The sequence below is a fragment of the Paradevosia shaoguanensis genome (genome assembly GCF_016801025.1).
GTDB classification, from domain to species: domain Bacteria; phylum Pseudomonadota; class Alphaproteobacteria; order Rhizobiales; family Devosiaceae; genus Paradevosia; species Paradevosia shaoguanensis.
The window spans coordinates 983,318-1,007,700 of sequence record NZ_CP068983.1 but is presented as its reverse complement, the minus strand read 5'-3'; the positions used below and the strand labels follow the sequence as shown (position 1 = coordinate 1,007,700).

Here is a 24,383-nt window from a genome sequence, read left to right as displayed (position 1 = left end):
CGTCGCCGGGGCGGGCAGGGGCTTACGGCATCAGCGCCTGGGCATTGGCCTGGGCATCGGAAAGGGCAGCCTGGACGTCAGCGCCGCCGAACACAGCCATCTCGGCGCCATCCATCATCAGCTTGACGATCTGCGAATAGTTCGGGCCGGGCATGGAGTCCCAGGGCTCGAGGCGCGAGAGCTGCTCGAGATTGGGTTGGACCAGCGGATGGTCCTTGATCCAGTTGCCGAGATATTCCGGGTCGTTGACGATGTCGGTGCGCAGCGGCAGGTAGCCGATCTCGGAGGTGATGATCGTGTAGCCGTGCTTGGATGTGAGGAACTTCATCAGCTCCCAGGCGGCGCGCTGTTTGACCGGATCAGAACTGAGGATGACCAGAGCACTGCCCGAATTGTTGGGACGGGTCGGCTTGTCGCCGAAGCGCGGCATGGGAGCGGCGCGCAGGTCGAACTTGCCGGTCGCACCCTTGACGAGCACGCCCTGCACGGCCGAGGTCTGCAGATACATGCCGAGATTGCCCGCCGCCATGTTCTCCATGGCCGCGTTGATGTCGATGTTCTCGTAGGCGCCGCCCTCATAGAGGTCCTTGATCATCGCCACGGCTTCGACGGCCGCCGGTTCGGCGAAGGTCAGCGTCTTGCGGTCGGCCGAGAGCACCGAGCCGTTGTTGGAGCGCACGACGCCCTGGAACAGCCAGTCGGCGGCGCTGGGGCCGAAGATGCCGGCGGTGAAGCCCGGCTTGCCGGTCTTGTCCTTGATGGCCAGGGCAGCGGCCTTGACCTCGGCCCAGGTCTGGGGCGGCGCATCGGGGTTAAGGCCGGCGGCCTTGAAGAGATCGGCGTTGAAGAACAGGATCGGGGTCGAGAACGTATAGGCGAGGCCGAAAGTCTTGCCGTCGAGCACGCCGAGCTTGAGCCCGTTCGGGCTCATGCCGTCGAAATGGGCGGCAAGTTCGTCGGCGGGGATCAGGTCTTCGAGCGCCTTCGCGGCATAATTGGTGCGCGCATAATCCAGCGAGTTGAACCCGAGCTGTACGAGATCGACAGGCTGGTTGGCGGCGAGATCGGCCTGGAGGCGGGCATTGCCGTCGCCTGCACTATAGGGCACGCCCTGCACCGTGATGTTGGGGTTGGCCGCCATGAACTCGGCAATGAGCTTTTCGGTGGCATCCTTGCCGACGCCGGCTGAGCCGAGATTGTAGTTGTAGAAGGTGATGGTGACCGGCTGGTCCACGCTGGCCGGGATGGCCTGGGCGAGAGCGGGACCGGTCGCCAGGAGCGCCAGGGCCCCTGCAAGGAAGGTTTTGCGGTTCATCTCAATGAGGTCCGTTACTCGGCGGCTTCGAGAGAAGCGAGATAGGCGTTGAGGCGAGCCGTCATTTCCTTGAGCGGCGTCGCGCTGATTTCGCGGCGGGTCGAGGGCTGCGGCGCGAAAGCGACGGTGAGGCCGGAGGGACGAACCGTGCCGATGGTCATCGAAGTGCCCTCGACGGCGCGGAAGGTGTCGCCCATGGCCACGGTATCGAGCGAATTATGCTGGCCCATGCCGACGACGACGGTGACGCCGTACCAGTTGGAGACGCGGTCATGGTGGACATGGCCCGAAAGGATGCCCAGCACATTGCGGCCGGCAAGCAGGTCGCGCAGGGCGAGCGTGTCATCGATGGCGAGGGTTTCCCACTCAGCTTCGAAATTCTCTTCATCGAGCGCCGGGGCGTGATGCATCACGAGGAGCTTGGGCAGCTCGGCATGATCGTTGAGGCGCGCTTCGAGCCATTCGAGCTGGCCGGGTTCGAACGAGCCGCCGATCTTGCGCGGCACGCTGGTGTCGAGCGTGATGATGTGGACGCCCGCGATCACCGCGTCGTGGTCATAGGGGGCGAGGGCGTTTTCGGTGCGGTCGAAGAAGGCCTTGTAGAAGCCTTCGCGGGTGTCGTGGTTGCCCAGGGCGAAGAGCACCGGCACGTCGATCCCGGCTTCGGCGATCAGCGCCTGCAGATGCTTGTAGCTGGTCTCATCGCCGCGATTGGTCAGGTCGCCCGAGGCGACGATGAAGGCAGGACGCGGGGTCATGCGCTGGATATCGGCGGCGATCGCGCGGAAATTGGCGGTCGTATCGCTGAACAGATGCGGGTCTTCGACGGCAGGGTCGCCGACATGCAGATCGGTGATGTGAACGAAGGTTACGGGCTCGGACATCGACAGTCCTCCTGTTGAAGCGGCCGGCGGCACCGGCTCTCGCTGGGGAAGTCGCGCGCCTCGCCGATTGGCTCTTGCGCGGGATCGAGGCCATCGGTAGCTTTGTCGTATGACAGGTGAATGAAGGTTCATTCAGTTTATGGATGTTGCTCCCGACAAGCGCGAGCGGATACTCGCCGCCGCTTCACGACTGATCGTCCGCAACGGACTTCAGTGCTCAATGCAGGCTATTGCCGAGGAGGCAGGCGTAGCCACCGGCTCGCTCTACAACTACTTCGATTCCAAGGAGGCCCTGGTGCGTGGGGTCTATGACCGTGTCGCCCAGGAAATGACGCAGAAAGTAGCGGTGCCGCACGATCCAGCCAGCAGCCACGCCCAGCGCGTGCAGCACTATATCGAGCGCTACATCGACTTCATCTGGGAAGACGCCGACCGCGCGCGGCTTTTCGACTATCTCGACAACAGCCCGCTGCTCACGTTCGGCGAAGCCGTCGGCATCTTCCGCCCCTTCGTCGACCATGGCCGTGAAATGCTTGCCCTGGCCCAGCAGGACGGCGTGGTGCGTCCGGGCGCCACCAACCTCATCGCCAGCTTCGTCCGCGGTGCTATCCGCAACACCCTGAAACGCCGCCGCCTCGATGCCTCGCCGATCAGGAATGAGGAGAAGCAGGGACTGGCGGCAATGTGTTGGGACGCTATCGCGGTGCACAGGCACCCGTAGCGTCATCAGAATACGACTGGCATTTCTTCACAAGCCAAGAGCCGCCCAAGGCGTGATTCTGTGCTGAAGCCTCCATGACATCGAGCCGAGCATGGAGGTTCTTGCCATTTTATCTTTGCTCTCCAGCGGCTTACGTTCCGCCAATCTGAAACATTCGATTTTCTCTGATTAACACACTTGAGTTAAGTTAATCAGCCTCGCATAGTCCGTTATGGGACTGTCACAGTTCCGAGCAGATGAGCGGTGTCGAACGCCGCCACGGAGAGGAAAGAGAGTATTTCGATGACACGTATGAGCCGGCGAACCTTTATCGCCTCCGTCCCGCCGTTTCTGGCGGCAACGCAGATTCCGGCTTTGGCGGCGCCTGCAACGGACCTGCAATTGATCGCTGCCCAGAAGGGTGAACCGACAATCGTCAAGCTGTATCGTCAGCTTGAGCGCCTGACCTCGACCGTCGCGCTGATGACCACCGGCGCGCACCCGGACGACGAGCCAAGCGGCATGCTCGCGGCCCTGCGTCATGTGTATGGCATTCGCCCGGTGCTCTACTGCATTACGCGCGGCGAAGGCGGCCAGAATGCCATCGGCCCGGAACGCGGCTCGGTTCTCGGTGTGCTGCGCACCCGCGAAATGACTGAGGCATCCCGCTCACTCGACGCCTCGCTCGCCTTCGGCGGCCAGGGCCACAATGACAGCGTGCACGATTTCGGCTTCTCCAAGGACCCGAACCAGACCATCGACCGTTGGGGTCGTGATCGCGTCATCGAACGCATGACCTGGGCTTTCCGCTACTACAAGCCCGACATCATCATGAACTGCTTCCTGGATGTGCCGGGGCAGCACGGCCACCACCGCGCGGCCAACGTGGCGACCTTCGTCGTGGCGGAGCTCTCGGGCAAGACTGACGAATTCTCCAACCAGATCGCGGCTGGCCTCAAGCCGTGGACCGTGCCCAAGATCTATCTGCCAGCTTATGGCGGTGGTGGCGGCGTCTACGACGACGAGATTCCGCCTCCGCCCAAGACGCTGGTCGTGCGCGCTCCCGAGCGTGATCCGATTTCCGGCGCAACGTTCCCGCAGATGGGTGAGTGGTCCCGTTCCTGTCACCTGACACAGGGCATGGGCACCTGGCGCCCCGAGCCGCAGACCGAATGGGAGCTCAACCTCGCCTGGGCCGCAAATGGCGAAGCCGGCAAGCAGGAAAGCGATATCCGCGAGGGCCTGATCGCCACTGTTGGCCACATCGCCGCTCTTGATGGCATGCCCGCCTCGGCCGCCGACGCACTCCGAAACGCCCAGGGCCTGATCGACGAGGCCATCGCCGACTATGGCGACCCGGTCGTCGTGGTCAAGAAAGTCGCCGAGATCGGCAAGGCCATCGCCGAAGCACGCGCCCAGCTCCCGGCTGAACTCGAAGACAGCGTTGCTCACCGCCTCGACCGCAAGGCCAAGGAAGTGGACCTGGTGCTGGCTACCGCCGCTGGCATGCAGATTCGTGCCTATACGGACGGCGCTGACCTGCGTCCGGGCCAGGAGATCATCGTCAAGACCCTGGTCGATGCGCCCGAAAGTGTGACCGTGGATTCGGTTGCGATCGTCGCTCGCGAAGGCCTCAGCAGCGAAAGCACCGCCGATGGCGAGAAGGTCGCAGTTGCGGCCGACGCAGCGCTGACCAACCCGCTGGCCGAGCAGTTCGATCCCCTCGGTGGCAATGGCGACGCCTTCGTTCGCCTGACGGCTACAATTGCTGGCCACAAGGCTGTGCTCGACATCGACCTGGAAGACGCGCTCCGCGTGTTGCCAGCCGCCTCGCTCGAGCTCAAGCCGGATGCGGTTGTGTTCAACACTGAGCAAGAAATCGCTCCCGTGGAGATGACCGCGGTGGTGGCCAACGCCACGACCAACGACCTCAAGTTCGACCTGCCGGAAGGCTGGTCGATGACGGCTACGGGCGAAACCGGTCGCGAGGCTGGCACGTTCGAGCTGGCTCCGCCGGCCGAGCTGGGCACGACGCGCGTCAACATCGAGCCCAAGTTGCTCGATCAGCCCGCCTACGCCATCAACACCTTCTCCTATCCGCATATCGGCAAGTCGGTCGTCCCGACCCTGGTATCGGTACCAGTGCAGTCGGTTGGTGCTGTGCTTCCAGCAGAGGCGAAGGTGGGCTATGTCGGTGGCGGCAACGACAATGTGGCCACCTGGCTGCGCCGTCTCGGAGTCAAGCTCGTCGAACTCAAGCCCTCCGATGTCGAGGCCGGTGCCTATCGCGACCTGACGACGCTCATCGTGGGCATCTTCTCCTTCGGTCGCCGCCAGGATCTGGTGGCAGCGCTGCCGGGCATCCACGAATGGGTACGCAACGGCGGGCACCTGGTGACCCTCTATCACCGTCCGTCCGATGGCTGGAAGCCTGAGAGCGTGCCGCCCGCTTTCCTCAAGATCGGCTCGCCTTCGATCCGCTATCGCGTGACCGATGCCAAGGCGCCGGTGACGGTTCTGGAGCCCGATCACCCGCTCCTCAACTACCCTAACGTCATCGGGGAAGAAGACTGGGCCAATTGGGACAAGGAACGCGGTCTCTACTTCGCTTCCGAATGGGACGAGGCCTACAAGCCGCTGCTGGCAATGAGCGATGCGGGTGAAGACCCGCTGACCGGTTCGCTGCTCTCCGCTGAGATCGGCAAGGGTCGGCATACGCACACGAGCCTCGTGCTGCACCATCAGCTCGACAAGCTCGTTCCGGGCGCGTTCCGCCTGCTGGCCAATCTCACGCAGGCGGCCCAGCGCTAACCGACAAGGCTCGTGGCCGCTCCCGGGCCGCGAGCCTACGCGCCGCCGGAATTTCCGGTGGCACAAGCAGAACCCCTGGCTGCCCTCCCGGCCAGGGGTTTGGCTTGTCAGGGGCTTAGAGAAATCGCGACAGCGCGAATGCCGAAAGATCAATACGCGCCTGACCATCGATCGCCCATTGGGCGAGACTCTCGCCAATGGCCGCCGAATGTTTGAAGCCGTGGCCCGAACACGGCGACGCGACTAGAATGTTGGCGTGTTCCGGATGCCTGTCGATGAGGAAGGCGCTGTCGGGTGTGACTGTATAGATGCAGGTGGCCGTCTTGGTGACACGCGGGGTTACGCCTGCAAGCCTGCCAGCAAGATGCGCGGCGTGCATGCGCTGACTGTCGCTCTCGGGAACGTTGCGGTCGATCGCATTCGGATCACTTGCAGCGCCGTAAAATTCGTCTGCCGTTTTCACGCTGAGGCCATCCTGGCTCGGGAAGCCATAGAAGAAGCCATCCTGTGTTTCGCCGTGCGGCCACATGAAAACAGGGGAATGGTTCCAGGTAGCGGGAGCATCTTCGGCGAGGGCAAACCAGTGCATGACCTGACGGGTGGGGCTCAGGACCTCGTCGAATGGCGCGCCAAGCAGGTTGGGCGCCCACGGGCCAGCCGAAACGACTGCTTGGCCAGCGCACACCATTGAGCCGTCGTCGAGCACAACGGTGACGCCGCTGGCAGTAGCGTCGATGCTCGTAACAACGCGACCAAGCCGAACCTCTGCCCCCAACTTCTGCGCGATCGAGAGTTGCGTAGCGACGCACCGCTCGGGCGACACATAGCCGCCGCCCGGTTCGTAGTAGCCGATCTCGTCATCCTGTGGCGTGAAGTTGGGAAAGCGGTGACGGATTTCTGCGGCGTCGAGGATTTCGTGGTCTATGCCGTAGCGCCGTGCAGCCTGGATCGAGCGGCGAATGAAGCCGGTGCGGCCAGGACGTTGAACGGCATCATCATGGTAGGAGATGATGATGCTGCCGACCTCCGAGAGAAGCGTGTCATCGGTCTCGGCCTCCAGTTCGCGCCAGATCTCGTGCGACCGCATAACCAGCGGCACATAGGCCTCGCCTTCGCCAATGCCACGCCGCGTGATGCGCGTCTCGCCATGTGTCGAGCCCTGCGTGTGTGGTGGCGCGAAGCGGTCGATCCCCAGGACGTTTACGCCACGCTTGGCGAGTTGGTAGAGCGCGGCACTGCCCATCGCGCCCAGGCCGATGACGACGATGTCGTAAGTCTCAGTCATTACGGATCTTTCTAGGTCGATCGAGATGGGTGGTGAGGAACAGAGCGCCAATGATGATGGCGACTCCGATCACGGTGCTCCACGCTGGAATTTCGCCGAAGGCGAGATAGCCCGCAATCGAGGCCATAACGATCGAGAGGTAGCCAAGTGGCGCCAGCACATTGGCGGGCGTCGACTGATAGGCGCGCAGGAAACAATATTGCCCAGCCTGGGCGAGAACACCGATGGCCAGCAGCAGCGGCCAATCGGCAAGGGCAACCGGGTGCCAGGTGACCGCGGCGGGAATGGCGGTGAAGAGCGTCAGGCCGACGGTATAGAAGACCATGAGCACGGTGGTGTTTTCGCCAGCAAGCGCGCGAGTCTGTACGACCGCCAGCGAGCCAAAGACCACGGAGCCGAGCGCAGCAAGAATGCCGGGGCTCAAGGCGATCTCTCCAGGCGCGACCATGATGATCACGCCAAAGAAACCTACGACGGCGCCGAACCAGCGAAGAAGGCTCGAACGCTCGCCCAGCAACCAGGCAGCCAGCGCCATCACGACGAGCGGGCGCATAAAGCCGATGGCATTGGCCATGGCCAGCGGCAGCGCTGCCAACGCCACGAAGTTGGAGCTGAGCGCGATGGTATTGCAGAGCACTCGGAAGACATGGCGTCCCCAATGCTGGGTCTTGACGATAGCATCGCGATGCCGCCACGCGAGTGGCAGCACGCTGATGAGTCCGATCAGCGAGCGGATGAAGACCATCTGCAAGGCGGGGTAGGTGGCGCCGCCCATCTTGACCAGCACCGTCATCACGGTGACCAGCACCGTATCGGACAACAACCAAACCATGCCGATGTTGTCGCGCCGCGGCGCGGGAGCGTGCATGTCAGGCCGGCTGCACCAGGTTGGCGAGAAGACGGAAGGCCCCGGGCACGAGCTTGTCGAGCTGATGGTGCAGCACGAGGCTCGTATGAGTATGCCGACCCTTGCCGATCCCCGCCGAGAGAAGCGAACCGGTCAACTGCTTTTCCCCTGCGTCGTTCATGCCGAGAAGCGGCATATACGCCTTGTCCCACGCGGAAGCGAAGTAGAGTCCCCGCTCCTTGTCCCAACTCTCGAAATCGGCGGTGCTGATGCGGTTCGGACCAACCAGCAACGGGTGGTCAGGTGCAAGCACCTCGACCGGCGCATCGGGATTGGTGACACGCCAGCGCAGCGACGGGGAGCCGATCGTAAGTGGCAACGGCGGAGTGCTTCCCGGATTCCAGCCGTCGCTGGGCCGATGGTAAAGCGTCACCAGATGCCCGCCGGCCTTCACCCAGTCATGCAGCCTTTCGGTCGCTGCTGCCAGATCAGGGCGCGTCCCGAAAGCGAAGATGCCGACGACGATGGTGTCCAAGCGCGAGAGATCGCCTGCCAGGGCTGTGGCGTCGAGTTCGGTGACATCGGCACCCATGCGTCGCAGCCACATGCCGACACGGTCCGCGCCGCCGCCAACATAGCCGATGCGGCCCGCTGGAAGAGACAGATCAAGCGCCAGTACTTCGAGCGTTTGCGGACGGACAAAGTGTGTTTGGCCGATATGGGGATAGGCAATTGGCGTCACCGCATAGGCCGGTGCGCCGTCGAGACTGACGTTAAGCGAATAGCGCCCCGGTTGCAGCGAAGGGGCGGGCTCGACTTCGACACCGCCAGGTATATGGCGTATCTGCAGCTCGTCTGCTGCACCGATTGAAATTCGGTCGAGCGGAGCATCGCTCTTCACGGCGACCTGCAATGTTCCAGTCGCGTAGGTCTTGATGATGAGTGCCTCGGGCGCCAGTTCGACCGTATGCGGTGGAACAATCTGCAGGGCCTCTTCAGTATCGACGGCAAACGCGATCTTCTGACCGGCGACGATAGCCTCGACCTTGACGGAGAGAGTGCCATTCGCGCCGAGCGAATAGAAATCCGGAGCGAAGGCATTGCGGATCGCAGCGTCGGGCTTTGCTTTGATGCTGATGACCGCGCGGGCTGCTTCTGTCATAGCCTCACCAGCAACCAGATCTGAGCCGACAATGGCAGACACCGCCAACAAATCGGCGCTTCCTGTCTCGTATTCGATGATGAGCTTCGCCTCACTGCCGGGGACAACGTTGGAAGGCATCACGCGGGCGTTGATCTCAAGACCAGCGGCAAGCGCCAGCGCTGCATCGATCTCCTCCTGCTTGCGCGCGAGGCGGTGGCCGTGGCGCGCGACCTCGACCGGCGTGAGAGCTTCCCGGGCCTCCGCAAGCGCCATTTTAGCCTCGGCCAATGCAGACGCAACCTCTTGCGAATTCGGGAATGCCGCGACTGCCCGCGCTATCGCGACGTCGGCTACGCCGAGGGAGGGGTTATCGCCAAGGTCAGCCAGTCGCGAGGGGAGCCCGGCGCGGATATCATTCTCGGCCTGACCGTTGACCAGGTGCAGCGGCCACTGCGTCTTTGCCGGATGCCAGTGGCCCATATTCTGGCTGGCATGGAAAGCGCGAGAAACTTCGCCGATCCGGTCGTAGCTCATCCCGCTGATCGGGTCGACGCCGTCGGCAATGACGCGAGACGTCGCGGGAGGCGGCGGAACCTCGTCATCATAGGTGTCGCCGCCGCCGGACCAAGCCGGCAGATAGTATTTGGCGACCTTCCACGGTGCGAGGCCTTCTGCTGCATGCTCGGGAAACGCTTGCGGATCAGATGCCAGCGCGAGCGCAGTCTCGGCGGCTTCGGTCATGGCGCGATGGTGACCGTGCTGGCCGGGGACGTCGAGGAACGTCGGGATGACGATATCAGGCCGGAACTGCCGGTAAGCGCGAACGAGCCTCTCGATCGTCCGCTCACGCCCCCAGCGGGCGAGCGTGTCAGGACCAGATTTGGAGAAGCCGAAATCATGGACTGGGTCGTCGGGACCGTGGCCGAGCCAGGCAATGTCGGCGTCGAGGACCTTGGCGGCCTCCTCCATCTCCCGCGAGCGCATGACGCCAAGCGCACCAGTGCGCTCCGGGCCAAGTGTATTCTGACCGCCTTCGCCGCGCGTCGAGCACGCCACGACCACCCGCATACCCATGGCATAGCGCATGACGGCCAACATGCCGCTCTGCTCGTCATCCGGATGCGCACCGGTGTTCATCACGGTGAGCGTAGACGTCAGGCGGCTAAGCGCCCGCTCAAGGGCGACGATGCGCGGCTTGGCAGCGCGTTGGCGGAGGCGTTCGCGATCGGTCAGCATGATTGAACCTTCAAATATGCGTTTGCGTCAGGCCGCCGAGCCGGCAGCCACGCTCAAATGGGGAGAAACGGTATCGAGAAGAGGCAGCGCGGCGGCGCCGAGCGCGGCCGTAAGCTGGCCGGTCTGGCCACGCAGGATTCGGGGTAGTGTGCGCTGCTGGCGCGTTGCGACGGAAACCGGCAGCGGGTCGAGCGCCATGATCACGGCATCGAGCACCGAATTCGGTAGCCCGCCACCGAAGATCACCGTCTCCGGGTCGAAGATATTTTCAAGCATTCCGACGGTCGGGGCGAGATAGTCAGCGGCTAATTCGATCCAATGAGCGAGCGGCTGGCTGCCTTCATCGTGCAGCCGTTGGATATCCTCAACGGTCGACACATGAATGCCCGCATTAGCCAGATGTTCGCGCAGCGCATAAACAGAGGCAAATCGCTCAAGCGCACCCGCAGGGCCGTGCAGCACCGGCCCTTTGCGCGGCACGAGCCCTACATGGCCGATTTCGCCGGCATTGCCGAAGGCGCCGCGGAGCGGGCGCCCATCCTGGATGACGCCCAAGCCCAGGCCGACACCGAAATAGAGATAGCAGAACGTCCCGATTTGCCGGCCGGCACCATAAAGGCGCTCGCCGACGGCCGCTGCGGTGGCGTCGTTCTCGATGACGACGTGTTCGCCCGTAGCATTGGAGAAGAGAGAAACAGCGTCCACCCCTGTCCAGCCGGGGAGGGTGGCCGGACCGACGGAACTCATACCCTCGATTTCGAACGGGCCGGGCATAACGACCCCTACGCCGAGCAGCTTCGCGGTATCGGCATCGAGTTGCCCCTGGAGACGCTTGACCTCTTCGGCCACCTTGCCCGGCACCACATCCGGCCCGGTCTTGGTCAGCGGCGTGATCGACTGCCCGCGAAGACCACCCGACAGATCGAGCAAGACGGTCACGAGCCGGTCGGCAGCAATTTCAACGCCGACGGTCAACGGGCCATTGGGATTGACTGCAAACTGGATCGGCGGCTGGCCGCGACCCGAGCGCAGGCGTCCGAGTTCGATCAGCAGCCCCTCTTCAAGGAGCTCTTCCACGATGTTGGCAACGGCCTGCGCGGTAAGCTGCGCGCGACGCGCAATCTCGGTGCGACCGAGATGGCCATGCATCCGGATAACTTCCAGCACCACGCGGCGATTATGCGCTCGGTTGCGCTCGGGATTGGAGCCGATGGCCACGCGCTGGCGCCAATTGCGTTTGCTGCGGCTATTCAAGTTTTGCGTTCCTCCCCAGTGCGCGCTGCTAGCACGAGAGTCCAAGGCGAGACTAGACCGTGCACGTAATAACTCAAGTAGATTATTTTATTGACAAAGGCCTGTCATGTGAATGACGGTAATGGCTGGATTGGCGGCAACTCCGCCATCCTCGTTGGAGATGGCGCGCGGCACGAACCGCGGCCAAAAGGAGGAACTTCATGCTCACCAAGGCAAAAATCGCCGCGCTTGCAGCTGGTATCAGCTTCCTGGCGCTGGGCTCCGCGCAGGCCGTGGAAATTGAGTATTGGCAGTATGTATTCGACAGCCGCGTCCAGGCCATGGACAAGCTGATCGCGAACTTCGAGGCCGCTAATCCCGGCATCACCGTCAAGCAGACCACCTTCCCCTATGCCGACTACCAGACCCGCGTCGTGGCGGCCAAGGTTGCCGGGCAGGGGCCGGACGTGGTGCAGCTGTTCTACGGCTGGCTCGACAACTTCGTCGCCGGCGGCCTGATTCAGCCGCTCGATCCGGCCGTGTTCCCGCACGACAAGATCGAATCCGACTTCTTCCCGATCGTCACCGCCATGAAGCGCGGTGAGGATTACTACGGCCTGCCGACCGCGGTGCGCTCGCTGGCCCTGTTCTACAACAAGGCCATCTTCAACGAGGCTGGCATTGCCAACCCGCCGTCGAACCTGGAAGAGCTCCTGGCTGATGCCAAGGCGACCACCAAGCGCGATGGCGCCGGGAACATCACCTCCGCCGGCATTACCATGGACATGGCCGGCCAGGACCACCATTGGTGGCGCGAAGTCCTCATCCGCCAGAACGGCGGCGAGCCCTACGACGCCGAAGGCAACGTGGCGTACAATTCCGAGGCCGGCGCCGCTGCCCTCAAGTTCTATACCGACCTTCAGACCGAGCATAAGGTTGGTCTCTCGGGCTTCATGGATGAAGGCCAGGCCGCTTTCCGCGCTGGTCTCGCTGCCATGACCATCGACGGTACCTTCCGTCTCGGCGCCTTCTCGTCGAACCCGTTCGAGTGGGGCGTGGTCGAACTGCCGGCCAATGCCGACGGCCTGCGTTCGAACTATTCGAGCTACTTCGCCAATGCCATCGGCGCGGGTGCAACCGGCGAGAAGCTGGAAGCTGCCCAGAAGTTCCTGACCTACATCACCTCGCCCGAGGCGATGGAAGTCTGGCTCGAGACCGTGGGTGAACTCCCGGCCCGTCGCGATGTCGCGCTGACCGAGAAGAACCTGGCTGACCCGATCCTCGGGCCGTTCCTCAAGGGCCTCGAATACGCACACACCACCAAGTTCTATGACGAAGCTGGCCAGCGCCAGGTCGCCATCGACATGGTCAACCGCGTTCTGATCGACGGTCAGTCCATCGAGGATTCGCTCAAGCAGGCTGCCGAGGCCGAGCAGGCGATCATCGACCAGGCTACCGGCAAGTAAGCAGAGGCCAAGATGAGCTCTGCAACCGTAACGGAAGAGGCGGCCCCTGGCCGCCTCTGGGACCGTTTCAGCATCAAAACCAAAAGGGTGATCTGGGCCTGGACTTTCCTTGCCCTGCCCATCCTCTTCTATGCCGGAATCCGGTTTTATCCGACGGTGCAGGCCTTCTGGCTCTCGCTGACGAACTGGGATCTGTTGCGCCCGGCCAAGTTCATTGGCTTTGCCAACTACGCCAAAATGTTTGCGGATCCGCTGTTCTGGAAAGTCTTCCAGAACACGTTCCTCTATCTCATCATCGGCACGCCCCTGAGCCTGGTGATCTCCTTCGTGATCGCCTTCTATCTGGACCGCGTCCGATTTGCGCACGGGCTCATCCGTGCGCTCTATTTTCTTCCGTTCCTCACGACCGCCGCCGCCATGGGCTGGGTCTGGCGCTGGTTCTACCAGCCGCTGCCCGTCGGCGTGATCAACGGGCTCCTGGGTTCGCTCGGGCTTGAGCAACAGCCGTTCCTGCGCTCCACCACCCAGGCGCTACCCTCCATCCTCGTGCCTGCCATCTGGGCGGGCCTGGGGTTCCAGATCATCATCTTCATGGCGGGCCTGCGCGCAATCCCCAGCACCTTCTACGAGGCCGCGCGCATCGACGGCCTGGGTGAATGGGCGATCCTGCGCAAGATCACGATCCCGCTGCTCAAGCCGACCACCGTTTTCCTCGTCGTCTTCTCCTCGATCGGGTTCCTGCGCATCTTCGATCAGGTCTACAACATGACGAGCAACGATCCCGGCGGGCCGCTCAACTCGACCAAGCCGCTCGTGCTCATGATCTACCAGACCGCGTTCTCGTCCTATCAGATGGGCTATGCCGCCGCGCAGACCGTGGTGCTCTTCACGATCCTTCTTGTCGTCTCCCTGCTCCAACTCTGGGTGCTGAGGGAAAAGAAATGACCGCCATGACCGCTTCCAAAACCGAGCTGGCGGCCAATCGCCGCGACATCCGGCCCGGCCGCATCATCGCCTGGACTCTGCTGTTTGTCGGCGGGCTCATCATGGTGACCCCGCTCCTCTTCATGTTCTCGACATCGCTCAAGACTGCCGGCCAGGTTTACGACCTACGCCTCATCCCGGCGGCGCCGACGCTCGACAACTACATCAAGGTCCTTTCGGACGGGCGCTTCATGCGCTGGTTCTTCAACTCGACCCTGATCGCGCTGACCGTGACGGTCTCGAACGTCTTCTTCGATAGCCTCGTGGGCTACACGCTGGCCAAGTTCGAGTTCCGCGGCCGCTATTTCGTCTTCCTGGCCATCCTCTCGACCCTCATGATCCCCACCGAAATGCTGGTGATCCCGTGGTATCTGATGTCGAGCCAGCTCGGCTGGATCGATAGCTATTGGGGCATCATGTTCCCGGGCATGATGACTGCCTTTGGCACGTTCCTCATGAAGCAGTTCTTCGAAGGCGTACCGAACGACTTCCTCGAAGCGGCGCGTGTCGACGGGCTCAACGAGTTCACCATCTGGTGGAAGATCGCCATGCCCATGGTTGTGCCCGCGATCTCGGCCCTCGCCATCTTCACCTTCCTTGGCAACTGGACCGCATTCTTCTGGCCACTGATCGTCACCACCTCCAAGGAGCTCTATACGCTCCCGGTAGGTCTATCGAGCTTCGCCGTCGAGCAGTCGATCCAGTGGGAACTCATCATGACAGGTGCGGCGCTTGCCACCATCCCGACGCTCATCGTTTTCCTCGCGCTGCAGCGCTACATCGTCCGCGGCGTCATGCTGGCGGGTCTGAAGGGCTGACCGATGATCGACCCGCGCCTGAACGACAAGACCGTCTTCCCCGATCCGGTCTACAAGGAAACCGTGCTTCGTCCGCTGTTTGACGGAGCCAAGAACCACCACGTCGAAGCCTTCCGCGCCATCGACCGCGCGCATCTGGTGATGCTGTCCGAAACCGGCATCCTGGACGCCGGCCAGGCCGGGCAGATCGCAGACGCGCTCGACAATATCGACGCCGAGATCGATCCGGCCTCGCTGGTCTATACCGGCGAAGTCGAGGACTTCTTCTTTCTCATCGAGAAGGAGCTCAAGAAGCGCCTCGGACCCGATCTCGCCGGCCGGCTCCACACCGCCCGGTCGCGCAACGATATCGACCACACTCTTTTCAAGCTCGGCCTCAAGGACAGGCTCGACGTTCTGATCGGCAAGGCCCTGGCCCTGCACCAGGCACTGATCGATGCCGCCGAGCGCGAGAAGGACACGCTGATCGTGGCCTATACCCACGGCCAGCCTGCGCAGCCGACCACCTTTGGCCACTACCTCTCGGCGGTGATCGAAGTACTCGGCCGCGATATCGAACGGCTGTTCGAAGCCTATCGCATCGTCGATCTTTCGCCGATGGGCGCCGCCGCGATCACCACGTCCGGCTTCCCGATCGACCGCGCCCGCGTCGCCGAACTGCTGGGCTTTGCCGCTCCGCTGCAGAATTCCTATTCCTGCATCGCGGCCGCTGACTACATTACCTCGACATACGGTGCGATCGAGCTGCTGTTCCTGCACCTGGGCCGTCCAATCCAGGATCTCCAGTTCTGGACGAGCTTCGAAGTGGGGCAGGTCTACGTGCCCAATAGCCTCGTGCAGATCTCCTCGATCATGCCGCAGAAGCGCAATCCGGTGCCGATCGAACATCTGCGGCACCTGGCCAGCCAGACCTTCGGTCGCGCCCGCGCCATGCTCGACGTGATGCACAATACCCCGTTCACCGACATGAACGACAGCGAAGGCGAGACCCAGGCCATGGGCTACCAGGCCTTCGACAGTGCCTATCGCGTGCTCGACCTACTGGCGGCCCTCGTCGCCCAGATCAAGATCGATCCCGCTCGAGTCGCGAGCAATATTCGGCGCTCCTGCATCACCATAACCGAACTGGCCGACAGCCTCGTCCGCCGCGAAGGACTCTCCTTCCGCGAAGGCCATGAGATTGCTGCCGCCGTCGCCCGTGCCGTCGTGGCGGCCGGCGGTGACCTGATGGCCAACGGCTATGGTCCCTTCACCGCCGCCTTCGAGGCAGCGACAGGGCGCAAGAGCACGCTCGATGAAGCGACTTTCGTCGAACTGGTCTCGCCCGAATATTTCGTCGCCGTCCGCACGCGCTTCGGTGGGCCCGCGCCCGCTCCGCTCGCGGCGGCCATTGCCGGATATCTAGAGCAGGCGGCCACCTTTGCCGCCGATCACGCCAACCTGCTGCGCCGCCGCAACGAGGCCGCGCGCGCGCTCCAAGAGCGCTTTGCTGCATTGAGGGGAACTGCCTGATGGCAAAGATCGAACTTCAGGGCCTGGTAAAGGCCTATGGCAATGCCCGTGCCGTGCACGGCATCGACCTGACCATCGAGGATGGCGAATTCGTCGTCTTCGTCGGTCCCTCCGGCTGCGGCAAGTCGACGACGTTGCGCATGATCGCCGGGCTCGAGGACATCTCCGAAGGGCGCCTGCTCATCGGCGGCCAGGTGGTGAATCAGCGCGAACCCAAGCAGCGCAATATCGCCATGGTGTTCCAGAACTACGCGATCTATCCGCATATGACCGTAGGCCAGAACATCGGCTTCGGCCTCTATACCTCCAAGCTTCCCAAGGCGGAGAAGGAAGCACGTATCGCCGATACGGCTCGCATCCTCGGCCTCGAAAAGCTGCTTGAGCGCCGCCCGGCCGCGCTTTCCGGCGGCCAGCGCCAGCGCGTTGCCATCGGCCGCGCCATGGTGCGCGATCCTGTCGCCTTCCTCTTCGACGAGCCGCTCTCGAACCTCGATGCGCAGCTCCGTTCGCAGATGCGCATGGAGATCAAGAGCCTCCACCGGCGTCTCGGCACCACCATCGTCTACGTCACGCACGACCAGATCGAAGCCATGACCATGGCTGACAAGATCGTCGTCATGCGCGACGGTCACATCTTGCAGGTGGGTACACCCACCGACCTCTACGAGAACCCGGTCGACGTCTTCACCGCGCGCTTCATCGGCAGCCCGTCGATGAATCTGATGCCGGCGACGATTTCCGGCGGCAAGCTCTCGCTCGATGGCGCAACCGTCTCGGGCGTCGTCATGCCGTCCCACGAGGGCAAGGTGCTCGTTGGCGTTCGCCCCCATGATCTCGTTGTGGGGCAGGGCGGCGATGGCATCAGCGCGAGCGGGACGGTGGAGGCCGTCGAGCCGTTGGGTTCGGAAACGCTCGTTCACATCGCAGTTGGCGGCAGTACGGTCATCGCTACGGCGCCTGGCCGCGTCGTCCCGGCCGTCGGCAGCACGGTGAGTGTCCAGGCACAGCCCGGTTCGCTCTACCTCTTCGACGCAACTACCGAAAAGGCTCTGGCCAGGGCATGACTTCAGCAAAGACTGGCGGCAAGGCTATCCTTAGCCTTGGCCGCATCTATTGCGACATGGTCTTTCGCGGCCTCGACGCAATGCCTCAACTCGGGCGCGAAATCTTCGCTCGCGACTTCAACCTGACGCCTGGTGGCGGCGCCCTCATCACGGCGGCGCATGCCAGCGCCATGGGCCGCCCCTCTGCGCTCCTGGCTCGTTTCGGTACGGATAGCCTCTCCGAGGCACTTTCCGACCAGATCGACAAGCTCGGCATCGACCTGCGCTTCCTCGACCGCCACGAAACCGCCGGCCCGCAACTAACCGTCGTCATCGTCCAGCACGAAGAACGTGCCTTCCTCTCGCGTCGCGCTGGCCATGCTCGCCCCGCCACGTTCGAGAACGCGCTCGCCTGGCAGGATGCGACGCATCTCCACATCGCCGAATACGCCACGCTTCACGAAATGCCTGGCGCCGTAGCGGCGGCCAAGGCCAAGGGCCTCACCGTCTCGCTCGATCCGAGCTGGGATGACGAACTCATCGCTGATCCGCTCTTCTTCGAGCGCTCGTCGGGCGTGGACGTATTCCTGCCCAATCTCGAAGAAGCTCGTGCGCTGACGCGATGCGAAGATGCCAGCGAAGCTCTGGCACGTCTGAGCCGACACTTCCCCATCGTCGCGCTCAAATGCGGCGCGGATGGCGCTCTCTTGGCGATGGACGACGAAGTGCATTCCTGCGCTACGCCAGCTGTCGAAGTCGTGGATACGACTGGCGCAGGCGACGCTTTCAACGCCGGATTCCTCCATGCCTGGCTAGAAAATGGCAGCGCTCAAGCCTGCCTTGGCGCCGCAATATCGGCGGGCTCCCGCTCCGTTCAGGCTGCCGGCGGCACCGGCTCGCTTCGCGCCACCGGCTAAGCCTCCACCCCTTCCTCAATCCCCGATCTCTCTTCCCCGGCGAAAGCCGGGGGCCGATATTACCCAAATCGCATCGCGCCCCGCCCTAGCAGCGCATTCAGTGCTGAACGGCATTCTCCTGCTCGATCACCGCGACTAGTCGATCGAACCCATCGTTCGTTCCGATTTGCCTGGTCTTGGGATCGCTGCCGTCCAGAAACGCTGCCTGCTCGGTGAACGTCATCGTCGTCCCCTTCGGTCCCGGCGAGAATTCCACCGTTACCAGCGATGTCGAAACGCTCACCGCGTCCAGGCTCATCTCATAGGCGTAGACGATCCGCTTGGCCGGTACGACGCTGAAATAGTGCGTCCTCACGCCCAGCGTCTGCCCTTCCGGCATACGCCAAAGCGAAACTTCCGAGCCGCCTTCGCGGAAATCGAAGCCTGACTCCAGCACTGTCCAGTCGGCATGGCAGTCGTTCCATCTGCGCTTGAGTTCCGGCTCGGACCAGAAGCGGAAAGCATGGCGAGGGCTGCCGGGCAGGTCGCGGACGATAGTGAAGGTCGTGTGATTGACGGGGCTGCTCATGCCTCTTCATCCTCCTCTGGGAGCTCGGCCATTGCCTGGGCCAGCTTGTCGAACGCGATATTGAGCGCCTGTTCGCGCTGCTGCACCCATTGGCCGATAAAGTCTAGCGCCGTCGGGTTCATTCTGTAGGTCCTTACCCGCCCGCTCTTGGTCGAGTGCACGATGCCGCCGTCCTCGAGCACCTTAAGATGCTTGACGGCCGACGGCAGTGCCATGGCGATAGGGCTGGCTAGTTCCTTCACGGACGCCGGTCCGCGGCTCAGCCGCTCGACCATCGCCCTGCGAGAGGGGTCGGCAAGAGCCTGGAACATGCGGTCGATCTGGGACGTCTCGGCTTGCGTGATATGGGTCGTCATCAGAGCGCAAGATAGCGGGCCGGCATGGCGTGCCGATAGGGGAACATTTCAAAATACGGCTTTGCCTCCCCAATGGCCCGCGCAACCGAAGGCCGCGCCAGCAGGCGATCAAGATAGGCCGCGAGATTGGGGTAGGTCTCGTCGAAGGGGTGGACGATCGAAGCGAAGAACAGCGCCGGCGCCGCCGAGCAATCAGCCAGGGAAAAGGTATCGCCAATGGCCCAGGGCTGCCCCGCGGCCATCTGACCGTCGATCATTCCATAGGCGGTCTCCAGCGCCGCATGAGCATCGGAGACGCCGAAAGGGTCGTGGCTACCCGCCGGGCGGATTCGGTCGAGTACCATTTTCTGCATCGGCGTGCTGACATGAAGATCGAAGAACCGATCCCACAGCCGGGCCTGCAGCAACTGCTCGCGATCGTCTGGCAGCATCGGGGCAGGGCCGCGATAGTGCTGCTGCAGATACTCGATGATGATGGTCGTCTCCGGCACGACGCGCTTGGCGCTTTCGTCGTGCAGCACGGGTATCTTCCCCACTGGCCAATGCTCAAGCACCATGCTCGCCGAACCCGGATCGCCCAGGTCCACATTTATTGCCGTAAACGGCGTGTCATTCTCATAGAGTGCGATGAGGACCTTGTGGCAATACGAGGCCAGTGGATGAAGGTAGAGCGTGAGGGCCATAATGTGTCCTGATAGTTTCGCTGTAAGGAAACCATTAGCAGGGGTAGGAGGGGGCAGCAATAGATAGTTTCTGATAGTAGAAACTGTCAGGGTGAGCTAACTCACCGTCGGATAGGGTTGCGATAGGCTGGCGGCTCAGCAATACCGGACGCAGCACCAACAGGAAGCTGGCCAATTGCTCAATCTTACCCTCTGGGACCTCCTCATCCGCTTGGGTGCCTACCTTCTCGTGGGCACCATCGCGGGCATTCTTTCTCAACTCGTCCTGCGTGCTTTCGGTGGCAAGACAAGCTCGGAAAGCGGCGGCCTCAGCTTCGCCTGTTTCGACATTGTGGGACTGATATTCGCACTGCTCTTCAAGCAGGGCTGGGGACGCGGCCCTCAGCCGGAACCGGGCGGATTGCGCGGTGGTCGCATCGGTCTCATCGCCTGGGTAATCCTGACGCTGGGCCTCACTCTCGGCGCACTAGCGCTGCTCCCCTATGCCAACCGGCCCATCGCTTCGTTCGGAAACAACATCGTCACCCAGGTTGCCCTCTCCGTGCTCGGAGCCGCGAGTGATCTGGGTGTTTGGTTCGTCATTGTTTCCCTGTTGCCAATTCCTCCGCTCATGGGCGGCAATATTCTCCTCGCCCTCTTCCCCGGCTTGCGCGCAACGGCTCGCAAACTGTACTGGCCGGGAACGGCGCTCGTCGCGTTGCTGGTCGGCTTCGGCATCGTTCAGGCCGTGCTTGAACCTGTCTGGGTCATGCTACGTGGCTGGATCGCTCCATAGCTGCCGCGCGGTGGCGCTTGGCCGAGCGGAGTTGGGCGAGTTCGATCTCCATGGCATCGGCCTCGTTATCGCGGTAGCGGCCCCAGCGGAAGCCGGTGACGATTTCCTCGATCCGCTTTTTCCGTGTCAGAAAATCCTCCATCGGCTCACTGTCGAAGCGATTGCACTTGATCTGTCGCCATTGATGCATTCGGCACTCCTCGCAGAAAACGCACATCTGAGCGCGCAAGGATGATCTAGGCAGGTCAAGGTTGGGCTGGGTTGAGAGACCGATTAGAATTTGGGAAGAGACCTGCGACGGATAGGCACCCGGTCGATTTCAATGCGGCGCCGTTGGTCGTCGGGCCGCGACCATCAGCCCGTTGCGAAGATGCGGAACGAGGTTGATTGGTTTGAGTCCAAGGTGCGAAATGCGCGCCAGAAACGTCGAGCCTTGCCAGCCATCGTCGTATTCCTCGCCGAACAATAGCTCCATCCCGGCGCGCTGCACCTGCCATGTCATCTGCGGCAGCACATATTCCTGCTGGTGGCCGAGGGACTCGCCGGGCTCGGCCCGACGGAAATTGTCCAGTACGCGCCGCCCCGCAAGCATGTAGAGGATATTGCGCATCCGCGAGCCGTTGGGCGTCGTAAGGAACAATGTCCCGCCCGGCTTGATGAAGCGCATGATCCGCCCGAAGACCACATAGGGTGGGTCGGGCAAATGCTCGATCACCTCCTGCAGCACGACAAACTCATATTGCTTGCCCGGCAGGAGCGTATCCGACATCAGGTCGACTTCCTGGAACGACACGCCGAGCGCACGCACATCATCCTCGCCGGAATGCTGAACATCACCCACGCTGGCATCGAAGCCGAGTATGCGGGCGAGCAGCACGGCCATGATGCCGCCGCCGATATCGATGGTGCTGGTGCCGCGCGGGAGTCCCAGGTTCTGGATGCGATCGAAGGCTTGCCAGAACCGCTCCATCGAGTGGCGATAGTATGCCTGGGACTCGACGAAGTGCCGGGTTTCGATCAGTTCGCGGTAGTACCTGCCGAAGTCCGAACGGGAGACGGGCAAGGCTTCCTCCACAGCCTGGGCTTGGAGAAAATGCTCGCGCTGCCGTGAAAAGAAAACCGATCGTTAGAGCTAAGAAAGCGGCCGCTGCCCGGGAGCAGCGGCCGCTTGTCTTGTTACTTCTCGATGGTCACGCCAGAGAAGTAGGGCTGGTTGAGTGCCGACCGCCAGAAGCCTTTCACATAGGGCTTCATCATCATGTACTGGTTGCGGTGGTATTGCGGCAGGATCACGTGGTCGTTCATCATGATCGCCTCGGCCTTGCGCATGTCATCGAGCGAGGTCTTCTCGTCGCTGGTCGCCTTGGCGTCCGCAATGGCCTTGTCGTAGTCGGCATTGGACCAGTTGGCCAGATTGTTGGCGCTGCCGGTCACAAAGTTGTCGAGGAAGGTCATCGGGTGCGGGTAGTCGGCACCCCAACCCATCTGCGCGATCTGGTACTGAACCTTCTGCACTTCAGGGTAGAACACCTGCCACTCGGACGCCTGGATCTTGACGTCGATGTTAAGGTTCTTCTTCCACATCTGCTGGATGGCCTCGAGCAGCTTTTCGATCGGCGGGGACGAGTAGGTCATGAAGACCGTCTCGGGGAAACCTTCGCCATTCGGATAACCAGCCTCGGCCAGGAGCGCCTGCGCGGCTTCCGGCTGTGCGGTCGGCTCGAGACCGAACGTGTCGGAGCCATCGCGGAAATCTTCTCCGGCCAGGTTCATGCCCGGCGGGACCAGTGCCATTGCCGGCTGGTCAGCCGACTGCAGCACGAACTCGACGATTTCCTCGCGGTCGATCGCCATGGACAGCGCCTTGCGGACGCGAACGTCGTCGAGCGGCTTCTGGTGCGGGTTGAAGAAAGCATAGGTGGTGCCGAGCGCCGGCACGACCAGGAAGCCGTTGCCTTCCTCGGAAGCCAGGCGCGGAATTTCCGGAGCCGGAACCGCCTCGATGCCGTCGACGTCGCCCGCCTCATAGGCAGCAAGAGCAGTCGAAGGCTCGGGGATCAGGCGCAGCGTCACCTTGTCGAGGGTGACATTGGCCGCGTCGTAATAGTTCGGGTTCTTTTCGAGCACGATCGACTCGCCGAACTTCATCTGCGTGACCCGGAAGGGGCCGGTGCCGATATAGGTCTCGGGCTTGCGGGTCCAGCCATCCGGATCGGCCGAAACCACATCCTCGCGCACCGGATAGAACACGGTGAACGGCAGGATCTGCATCAGGTAGGGAACGCGCTGCTTGAGCGTGAAGGTCAGCGTCTTGTCGTCGACGGCCTTGACTGCAACGTCCTTGGTCTGGTCGTTGAAATAGTCCTCGCCACCCTGGAGGATGTAGAGCATCTGGGCATTCTTGGCGCCGGCCGACGGGGTCAGCACGCGCTTCCACGCATAGACGAAATCGCCAGCCGTCACCGGCTTGCCATCCGACCACTTCGCGTCGTCGCGCAGATGGAACGTATAGGTGAGGCCGTCGTCGGTGACGTCCCACTTCTTGGCGAGGGCCGGCACAACGCTGCCGTCCTCGGCAAACTTGACGAGGCCTTCGAAGCTGTTGCCGATCACCGGCAGGGCAAAGGTCTCGGCCGTGGTCGAGGGATCGAACTGGGCGGATTCATTGTTGACCACATAGGTCAATTCGCCCGCGGCCCAGACGGGACCGGTGGTGGCGAGAAGGGCTGCCGTCATAAGGGGCAGCAGGCGTTTCAGCATCTGTTTCTCTCCTGTGTTCATCGTTGACCGCCTCCCTCAGGCGGATAGCGGTATCTGCTTGGACTGGATGTCTTCCGCATAATGGCAGGCCGCAGCGTGGCCGTCGCCTAGCTCGCGCAGCTCCGGCTCGCGCTCGGCGCAAAGTGCGGTGGCGAACGGACACCGCGTCCTGAACCGGCAGCAGGACGGCAGGTTGATCGGGCTCGGAATCTCCCCGGCCATCGGCGTCACATCACGCCGCGCCTCGGGGTCCGCCACCGGAATGGAAGCCAGCAGCGCCTGCGTATAGGGGTGGGCGGGCGCGCGATAGAGCGCCTCGTTGGGTGCCAACTCCACGATCTTGCCCAGATACATGACGCCGATGCGGTCCGAGATATGGCGCACCATAGAGAGGTCATGGGTGATGAAGAGATAAGTCAGCCCAAGCTCTTCCTGCAGGTCTTCCAGCATGTTGACGACCTGCGCCTGGATCGAGACGTCGAGCGCCGAAATCGGCTCGTCGCAGATCACCAGCTCGGGGTTGAGCGCAATGGCCCGCGCAATGCCGATGCGCTGGCGCTGGCCGCCCGAAAACTCGTGCGGAAAGCGCATGCCGTGATCGCGCGTCAGCCCGACGCGCTCCAGCAGTTCATCGACGCGCCGCGCCCGGCTTTCCGCCGTACCCACCTTGGCAATCTCCAAAGGTTCGCCAATGAGATCGCGCACCGTCATGCGGCCGTTGAGCGAGGCATAGGGGTCCTGGAAGATCATCTGCATGCGGCGGCGGAACGGCGCCAGCGTACGCTCAGGCATGTGGGCGATATCCTCGCCCTCGAACAGCATTTGCCCCGCTGTCGGCTCGTGGAGGCGAATGAGCGTGCGCGCGAGCGTCGACTTCCCGCAGCCGCTTTCCCCCACCAGCCCCAGTGTTTCGCCGCGCCGGATTTCGAGGTCTACCCCATCGACAGCGCGCAGCACGGGCTTGTTCCGCGAAAGGAGGTCGCCCGGCAGCGAGAAATGTTTGGTGAGCCCCTTGAGTTCGACCAGCGGCCTCTGCACGACTTCGC

22 protein-coding genes are annotated in these 24,383 nt (G+C 62.8%); 9 read left to right on the top strand and 13 right to left on the bottom strand.

Translation table 11 applies throughout. The features are described from left to right. Positions 1-22 precede the first annotated feature (22 nt). Positions 23-1,315 carry an ABC transporter substrate-binding protein gene (locus tag JNE37_RS04620; RefSeq protein ID WP_182398312.1) on the bottom strand — a complete coding sequence of 431 codons (1,293 nt, stop codon included), beginning with the start codon at positions 1,313-1,315 and terminating at the stop codon, positions 23-25. A gap of 14 nt (positions 1,316-1,329) precedes the next feature. Further along, positions 1,330-2,199, bottom strand: coding sequence for a metallophosphoesterase family protein (locus JNE37_RS04615; protein WP_035032361.1), 870 nt, complete (start codon positions 2,197-2,199; stop codon positions 1,330-1,332). A 139-nt stretch (positions 2,200-2,338) separates the two neighbouring features. Here JNE37_RS04615 and JNE37_RS04610 point away from each other — a divergent pair, with 139 nt between their 5' ends. Then, positions 2,339-2,920, top strand: a complete 582-nt coding sequence (locus JNE37_RS04610; RefSeq protein ID WP_203065462.1) for a TetR/AcrR family transcriptional regulator — start codon at positions 2,339-2,341, stop codon at positions 2,918-2,920. A gap of 282 nt (positions 2,921-3,202) precedes the next feature. Next, positions 3,203-5,710, top strand: a complete 2,508-nt coding sequence (locus tag JNE37_RS04605; protein ID WP_203065461.1) for a PIG-L family deacetylase — start codon at positions 3,203-3,205, stop codon at positions 5,708-5,710. Positions 5,711-5,825: 115 nt separating this feature from the next. On the opposite strand, the gene solA is transcribed toward JNE37_RS04605, so the two are convergent. The 4 genes from solA to JNE37_RS04585 are packed head-to-tail and all read right to left on the bottom strand — an operon-like array spanning position 5,826 to position 11,476. After that, positions 5,826-6,995: an N-methyl-L-tryptophan oxidase gene (solA, locus tag JNE37_RS04600; protein ID WP_203065460.1), complete on the bottom strand. Its 1,170-nt coding sequence runs from the start codon at positions 6,993-6,995 to the stop codon at positions 5,826-5,828. Next, positions 6,988-7,863 carry a DMT family transporter gene (locus tag JNE37_RS04595; protein WP_203065459.1) on the bottom strand — a complete coding sequence of 292 codons (876 nt, stop codon included), beginning with the start codon at positions 7,861-7,863 and terminating at the stop codon, positions 6,988-6,990. The genes solA and JNE37_RS04595 overlap by 8 nt, the downstream gene beginning before the upstream one ends. A 1-nt stretch (position 7,864) precedes the next feature. Then, positions 7,865-10,222 carry a PIG-L family deacetylase gene (locus JNE37_RS04590; RefSeq protein WP_203065458.1) on the bottom strand — a complete coding sequence of 786 codons (2,358 nt, stop codon included), beginning with the start codon at positions 10,220-10,222 and terminating at the stop codon, positions 7,865-7,867. A gap of 27 nt (positions 10,223-10,249) precedes the next feature. Next, positions 10,250-11,476, bottom strand: a complete 1,227-nt coding sequence (locus tag JNE37_RS04585; RefSeq protein WP_246513516.1) for an ROK family protein — start codon at positions 11,474-11,476, stop codon at positions 10,250-10,252. 200 nt (positions 11,477-11,676) lie between these two features. Here JNE37_RS04585 and JNE37_RS04580 point away from each other — a divergent pair, with 200 nt between their 5' ends. Genes JNE37_RS04580 through JNE37_RS04555 form a run of 6 tightly spaced genes read left to right on the top strand, consistent with a single transcriptional unit; the run spans position 11,677 to position 18,195 of the window. After that, positions 11,677-12,921 (top strand): sugar ABC transporter substrate-binding protein, encoded by a 1,245-nt coding sequence (locus tag JNE37_RS04580; RefSeq protein WP_035032346.1) that lies wholly within the window; start codon positions 11,677-11,679, stop codon positions 12,919-12,921. A gap of 12 nt (positions 12,922-12,933) precedes the next feature. Beyond that, positions 12,934-13,866 carry a carbohydrate ABC transporter permease gene (locus tag JNE37_RS04575; protein ID WP_052015214.1) on the top strand — a complete coding sequence of 311 codons (933 nt, stop codon included), beginning with the start codon at positions 12,934-12,936 and terminating at the stop codon, positions 13,864-13,866. Between the two features lie 5 nt (positions 13,867-13,871). Continuing rightward, the gene (locus JNE37_RS04570; RefSeq protein WP_052015224.1) at positions 13,872-14,723 is read left to right on the top strand and encodes a carbohydrate ABC transporter permease; all 852 of its coding nucleotides are present in this window, start codon (positions 13,872-13,874) and stop codon (positions 14,721-14,723) included. A gap of 3 nt (positions 14,724-14,726) precedes the next feature. Next, positions 14,727-16,235: an argininosuccinate lyase gene (gene argH / locus JNE37_RS04565; protein WP_203065457.1), complete on the top strand. Its 1,509-nt coding sequence runs from the start codon at positions 14,727-14,729 to the stop codon at positions 16,233-16,235. Beyond that, positions 16,235-17,299: an ABC transporter ATP-binding protein gene (locus tag JNE37_RS04560; protein WP_203065456.1), complete on the top strand. Its 1,065-nt coding sequence runs from the start codon at positions 16,235-16,237 to the stop codon at positions 17,297-17,299. Before argH ends, JNE37_RS04560 begins: the two co-directional genes overlap by 1 nt. Continuing rightward, positions 17,296-18,195 carry a carbohydrate kinase family protein gene (locus JNE37_RS04555; RefSeq protein WP_035032338.1) on the top strand — a complete coding sequence of 300 codons (900 nt, stop codon included), beginning with the start codon at positions 17,296-17,298 and terminating at the stop codon, positions 18,193-18,195. The genes JNE37_RS04560 and JNE37_RS04555 overlap by 4 nt, the downstream gene beginning before the upstream one ends. Before the next feature lie 97 nt (positions 18,196-18,292). On the opposite strand, the gene JNE37_RS04550 is transcribed toward JNE37_RS04555, so the two are convergent. The 3 genes from JNE37_RS04550 to JNE37_RS04540 are packed head-to-tail and all read right to left on the bottom strand — an operon-like array spanning position 18,293 to position 19,802. After that, positions 18,293-18,763 (bottom strand): SRPBCC family protein, encoded by a 471-nt coding sequence (locus JNE37_RS04550; RefSeq protein WP_203065455.1) that lies wholly within the window; start codon positions 18,761-18,763, stop codon positions 18,293-18,295. After that, positions 18,760-19,119 (bottom strand): ArsR/SmtB family transcription factor, encoded by a 360-nt coding sequence (locus JNE37_RS04545; RefSeq protein WP_203065454.1) that lies wholly within the window; start codon positions 19,117-19,119, stop codon positions 18,760-18,762. Before JNE37_RS04545 ends, JNE37_RS04550 begins: the two co-directional genes overlap by 4 nt. Then, positions 19,119-19,802 carry a glutathione S-transferase family protein gene (locus tag JNE37_RS04540; RefSeq protein ID WP_203065453.1) on the bottom strand — a complete coding sequence of 228 codons (684 nt, stop codon included), beginning with the start codon at positions 19,800-19,802 and terminating at the stop codon, positions 19,119-19,121. The genes JNE37_RS04545 and JNE37_RS04540 overlap by 1 nt, the downstream gene beginning before the upstream one ends. 175 nt (positions 19,803-19,977) lie before the next feature. On the opposite strand from JNE37_RS04540, the gene JNE37_RS04535 reads away from it, so the two are divergent. Then, complete coding sequence (locus tag JNE37_RS04535; RefSeq protein ID WP_203065452.1) at positions 19,978-20,577, top strand: hypothetical protein; 600 nt, start codon at positions 19,978-19,980, stop codon at positions 20,575-20,577. Here the strand turns inward: JNE37_RS04535 and JNE37_RS04530 are convergent. From JNE37_RS04530 to JNE37_RS04515, 4 genes are all read right to left on the bottom strand, one after another. Beyond that, entirely contained in the window at positions 20,549-20,767 is a 219-nt protein-coding gene (locus tag JNE37_RS04530) for a hypothetical protein (RefSeq protein WP_035032329.1), read from the bottom strand. The genes JNE37_RS04535 and JNE37_RS04530 overlap by 29 nt on opposite strands. 129 nt (positions 20,768-20,896) lie before the next feature. Then, on the bottom strand, positions 20,897-21,640 hold the full coding sequence (locus JNE37_RS04525; RefSeq protein ID WP_203065451.1) for a class I SAM-dependent methyltransferase: 744 nt from the start codon (positions 21,638-21,640) through the stop codon (positions 20,897-20,899). Positions 21,641-21,753: 113 nt separating this feature from the next. Further along, positions 21,754-23,337, bottom strand: coding sequence for a peptide ABC transporter substrate-binding protein (locus JNE37_RS04520; protein WP_203065450.1), 1,584 nt, complete (start codon positions 23,335-23,337; stop codon positions 21,754-21,756). A 36-nt stretch (positions 23,338-23,373) separates the two neighbouring features. Then, complete coding sequence (locus JNE37_RS04515; RefSeq protein ID WP_203066318.1) at positions 23,374-24,375, bottom strand: ABC transporter ATP-binding protein; 1,002 nt, start codon at positions 24,373-24,375, stop codon at positions 23,374-23,376. Between the last annotated feature and the right edge of the window lie 8 nt (positions 24,376-24,383).

What these genes read in the sequence shown, in the direction of transcription:
- JNE37_RS04595 (WP_203065459.1), bottom strand. Translation starts at nt 7,863, where the DNA reads ATGCACGCTCCCGCGCCGCGGCGCGACAACATCGGCATGGTTTGGTTG.
- JNE37_RS04610 (WP_203065462.1), top strand. Translation starts at nt 2,339, where the DNA reads ATGGATGTTGCTCCCGACAAGCGCGAGCGGATACTCGCCGCCGCTTCA.
- JNE37_RS04550 (WP_203065455.1), bottom strand. Translation starts at nt 18,763, where the DNA reads ATGAGCAGCCCCGTCAATCACACGACCTTCACTATCGTCCGCGACCTG.
- JNE37_RS04605 (WP_203065461.1), top strand. Translation starts at nt 3,203, where the DNA reads ATGACACGTATGAGCCGGCGAACCTTTATCGCCTCCGTCCCGCCGTTT.
- JNE37_RS04540 (WP_203065453.1), bottom strand. Translation starts at nt 19,802, where the DNA reads ATGGCCCTCACGCTCTACCTTCATCCACTGGCCTCGTATTGCCACAAG.
- JNE37_RS04615 (WP_035032361.1), bottom strand. Translation starts at nt 2,199, where the DNA reads ATGTCCGAGCCCGTAACCTTCGTTCACATCACCGATCTGCATGTCGGC.
- JNE37_RS04520 (WP_203065450.1), bottom strand. Translation starts at nt 23,337, where the DNA reads ATGCTGAAACGCCTGCTGCCCCTTATGACGGCAGCCCTTCTCGCCACC.
- JNE37_RS04555 (WP_035032338.1), top strand. Translation starts at nt 17,296, where the DNA reads ATGACTTCAGCAAAGACTGGCGGCAAGGCTATCCTTAGCCTTGGCCGC.
- argH (WP_203065457.1), top strand. Translation starts at nt 14,727, where the DNA reads ATGATCGACCCGCGCCTGAACGACAAGACCGTCTTCCCCGATCCGGTC.
- JNE37_RS04575 (WP_052015214.1), top strand. Translation starts at nt 12,934, where the DNA reads ATGAGCTCTGCAACCGTAACGGAAGAGGCGGCCCCTGGCCGCCTCTGG.
- JNE37_RS04590 (WP_203065458.1), bottom strand. Translation starts at nt 10,222, where the DNA reads ATGCTGACCGATCGCGAACGCCTCCGCCAACGCGCTGCCAAGCCGCGC.
- JNE37_RS04530 (WP_035032329.1), bottom strand. Translation starts at nt 20,767, where the DNA reads ATGCATCAATGGCGACAGATCAAGTGCAATCGCTTCGACAGTGAGCCG.
- solA (WP_203065460.1), bottom strand. Translation starts at nt 6,995, where the DNA reads ATGACTGAGACTTACGACATCGTCGTCATCGGCCTGGGCGCGATGGGC.
- JNE37_RS04580 (WP_035032346.1), top strand. Translation starts at nt 11,677, where the DNA reads ATGCTCACCAAGGCAAAAATCGCCGCGCTTGCAGCTGGTATCAGCTTC.
- JNE37_RS04620 (WP_182398312.1), bottom strand. Translation starts at nt 1,315, where the DNA reads ATGAACCGCAAAACCTTCCTTGCAGGGGCCCTGGCGCTCCTGGCGACC.
- JNE37_RS04570 (WP_052015224.1), top strand. Translation starts at nt 13,872, where the DNA reads ATGACCGCTTCCAAAACCGAGCTGGCGGCCAATCGCCGCGACATCCGG.
- JNE37_RS04560 (WP_203065456.1), top strand. Translation starts at nt 16,235, where the DNA reads ATGGCAAAGATCGAACTTCAGGGCCTGGTAAAGGCCTATGGCAATGCC.
- JNE37_RS04545 (WP_203065454.1), bottom strand. Translation starts at nt 19,119, where the DNA reads ATGACGACCCATATCACGCAAGCCGAGACGTCCCAGATCGACCGCATG.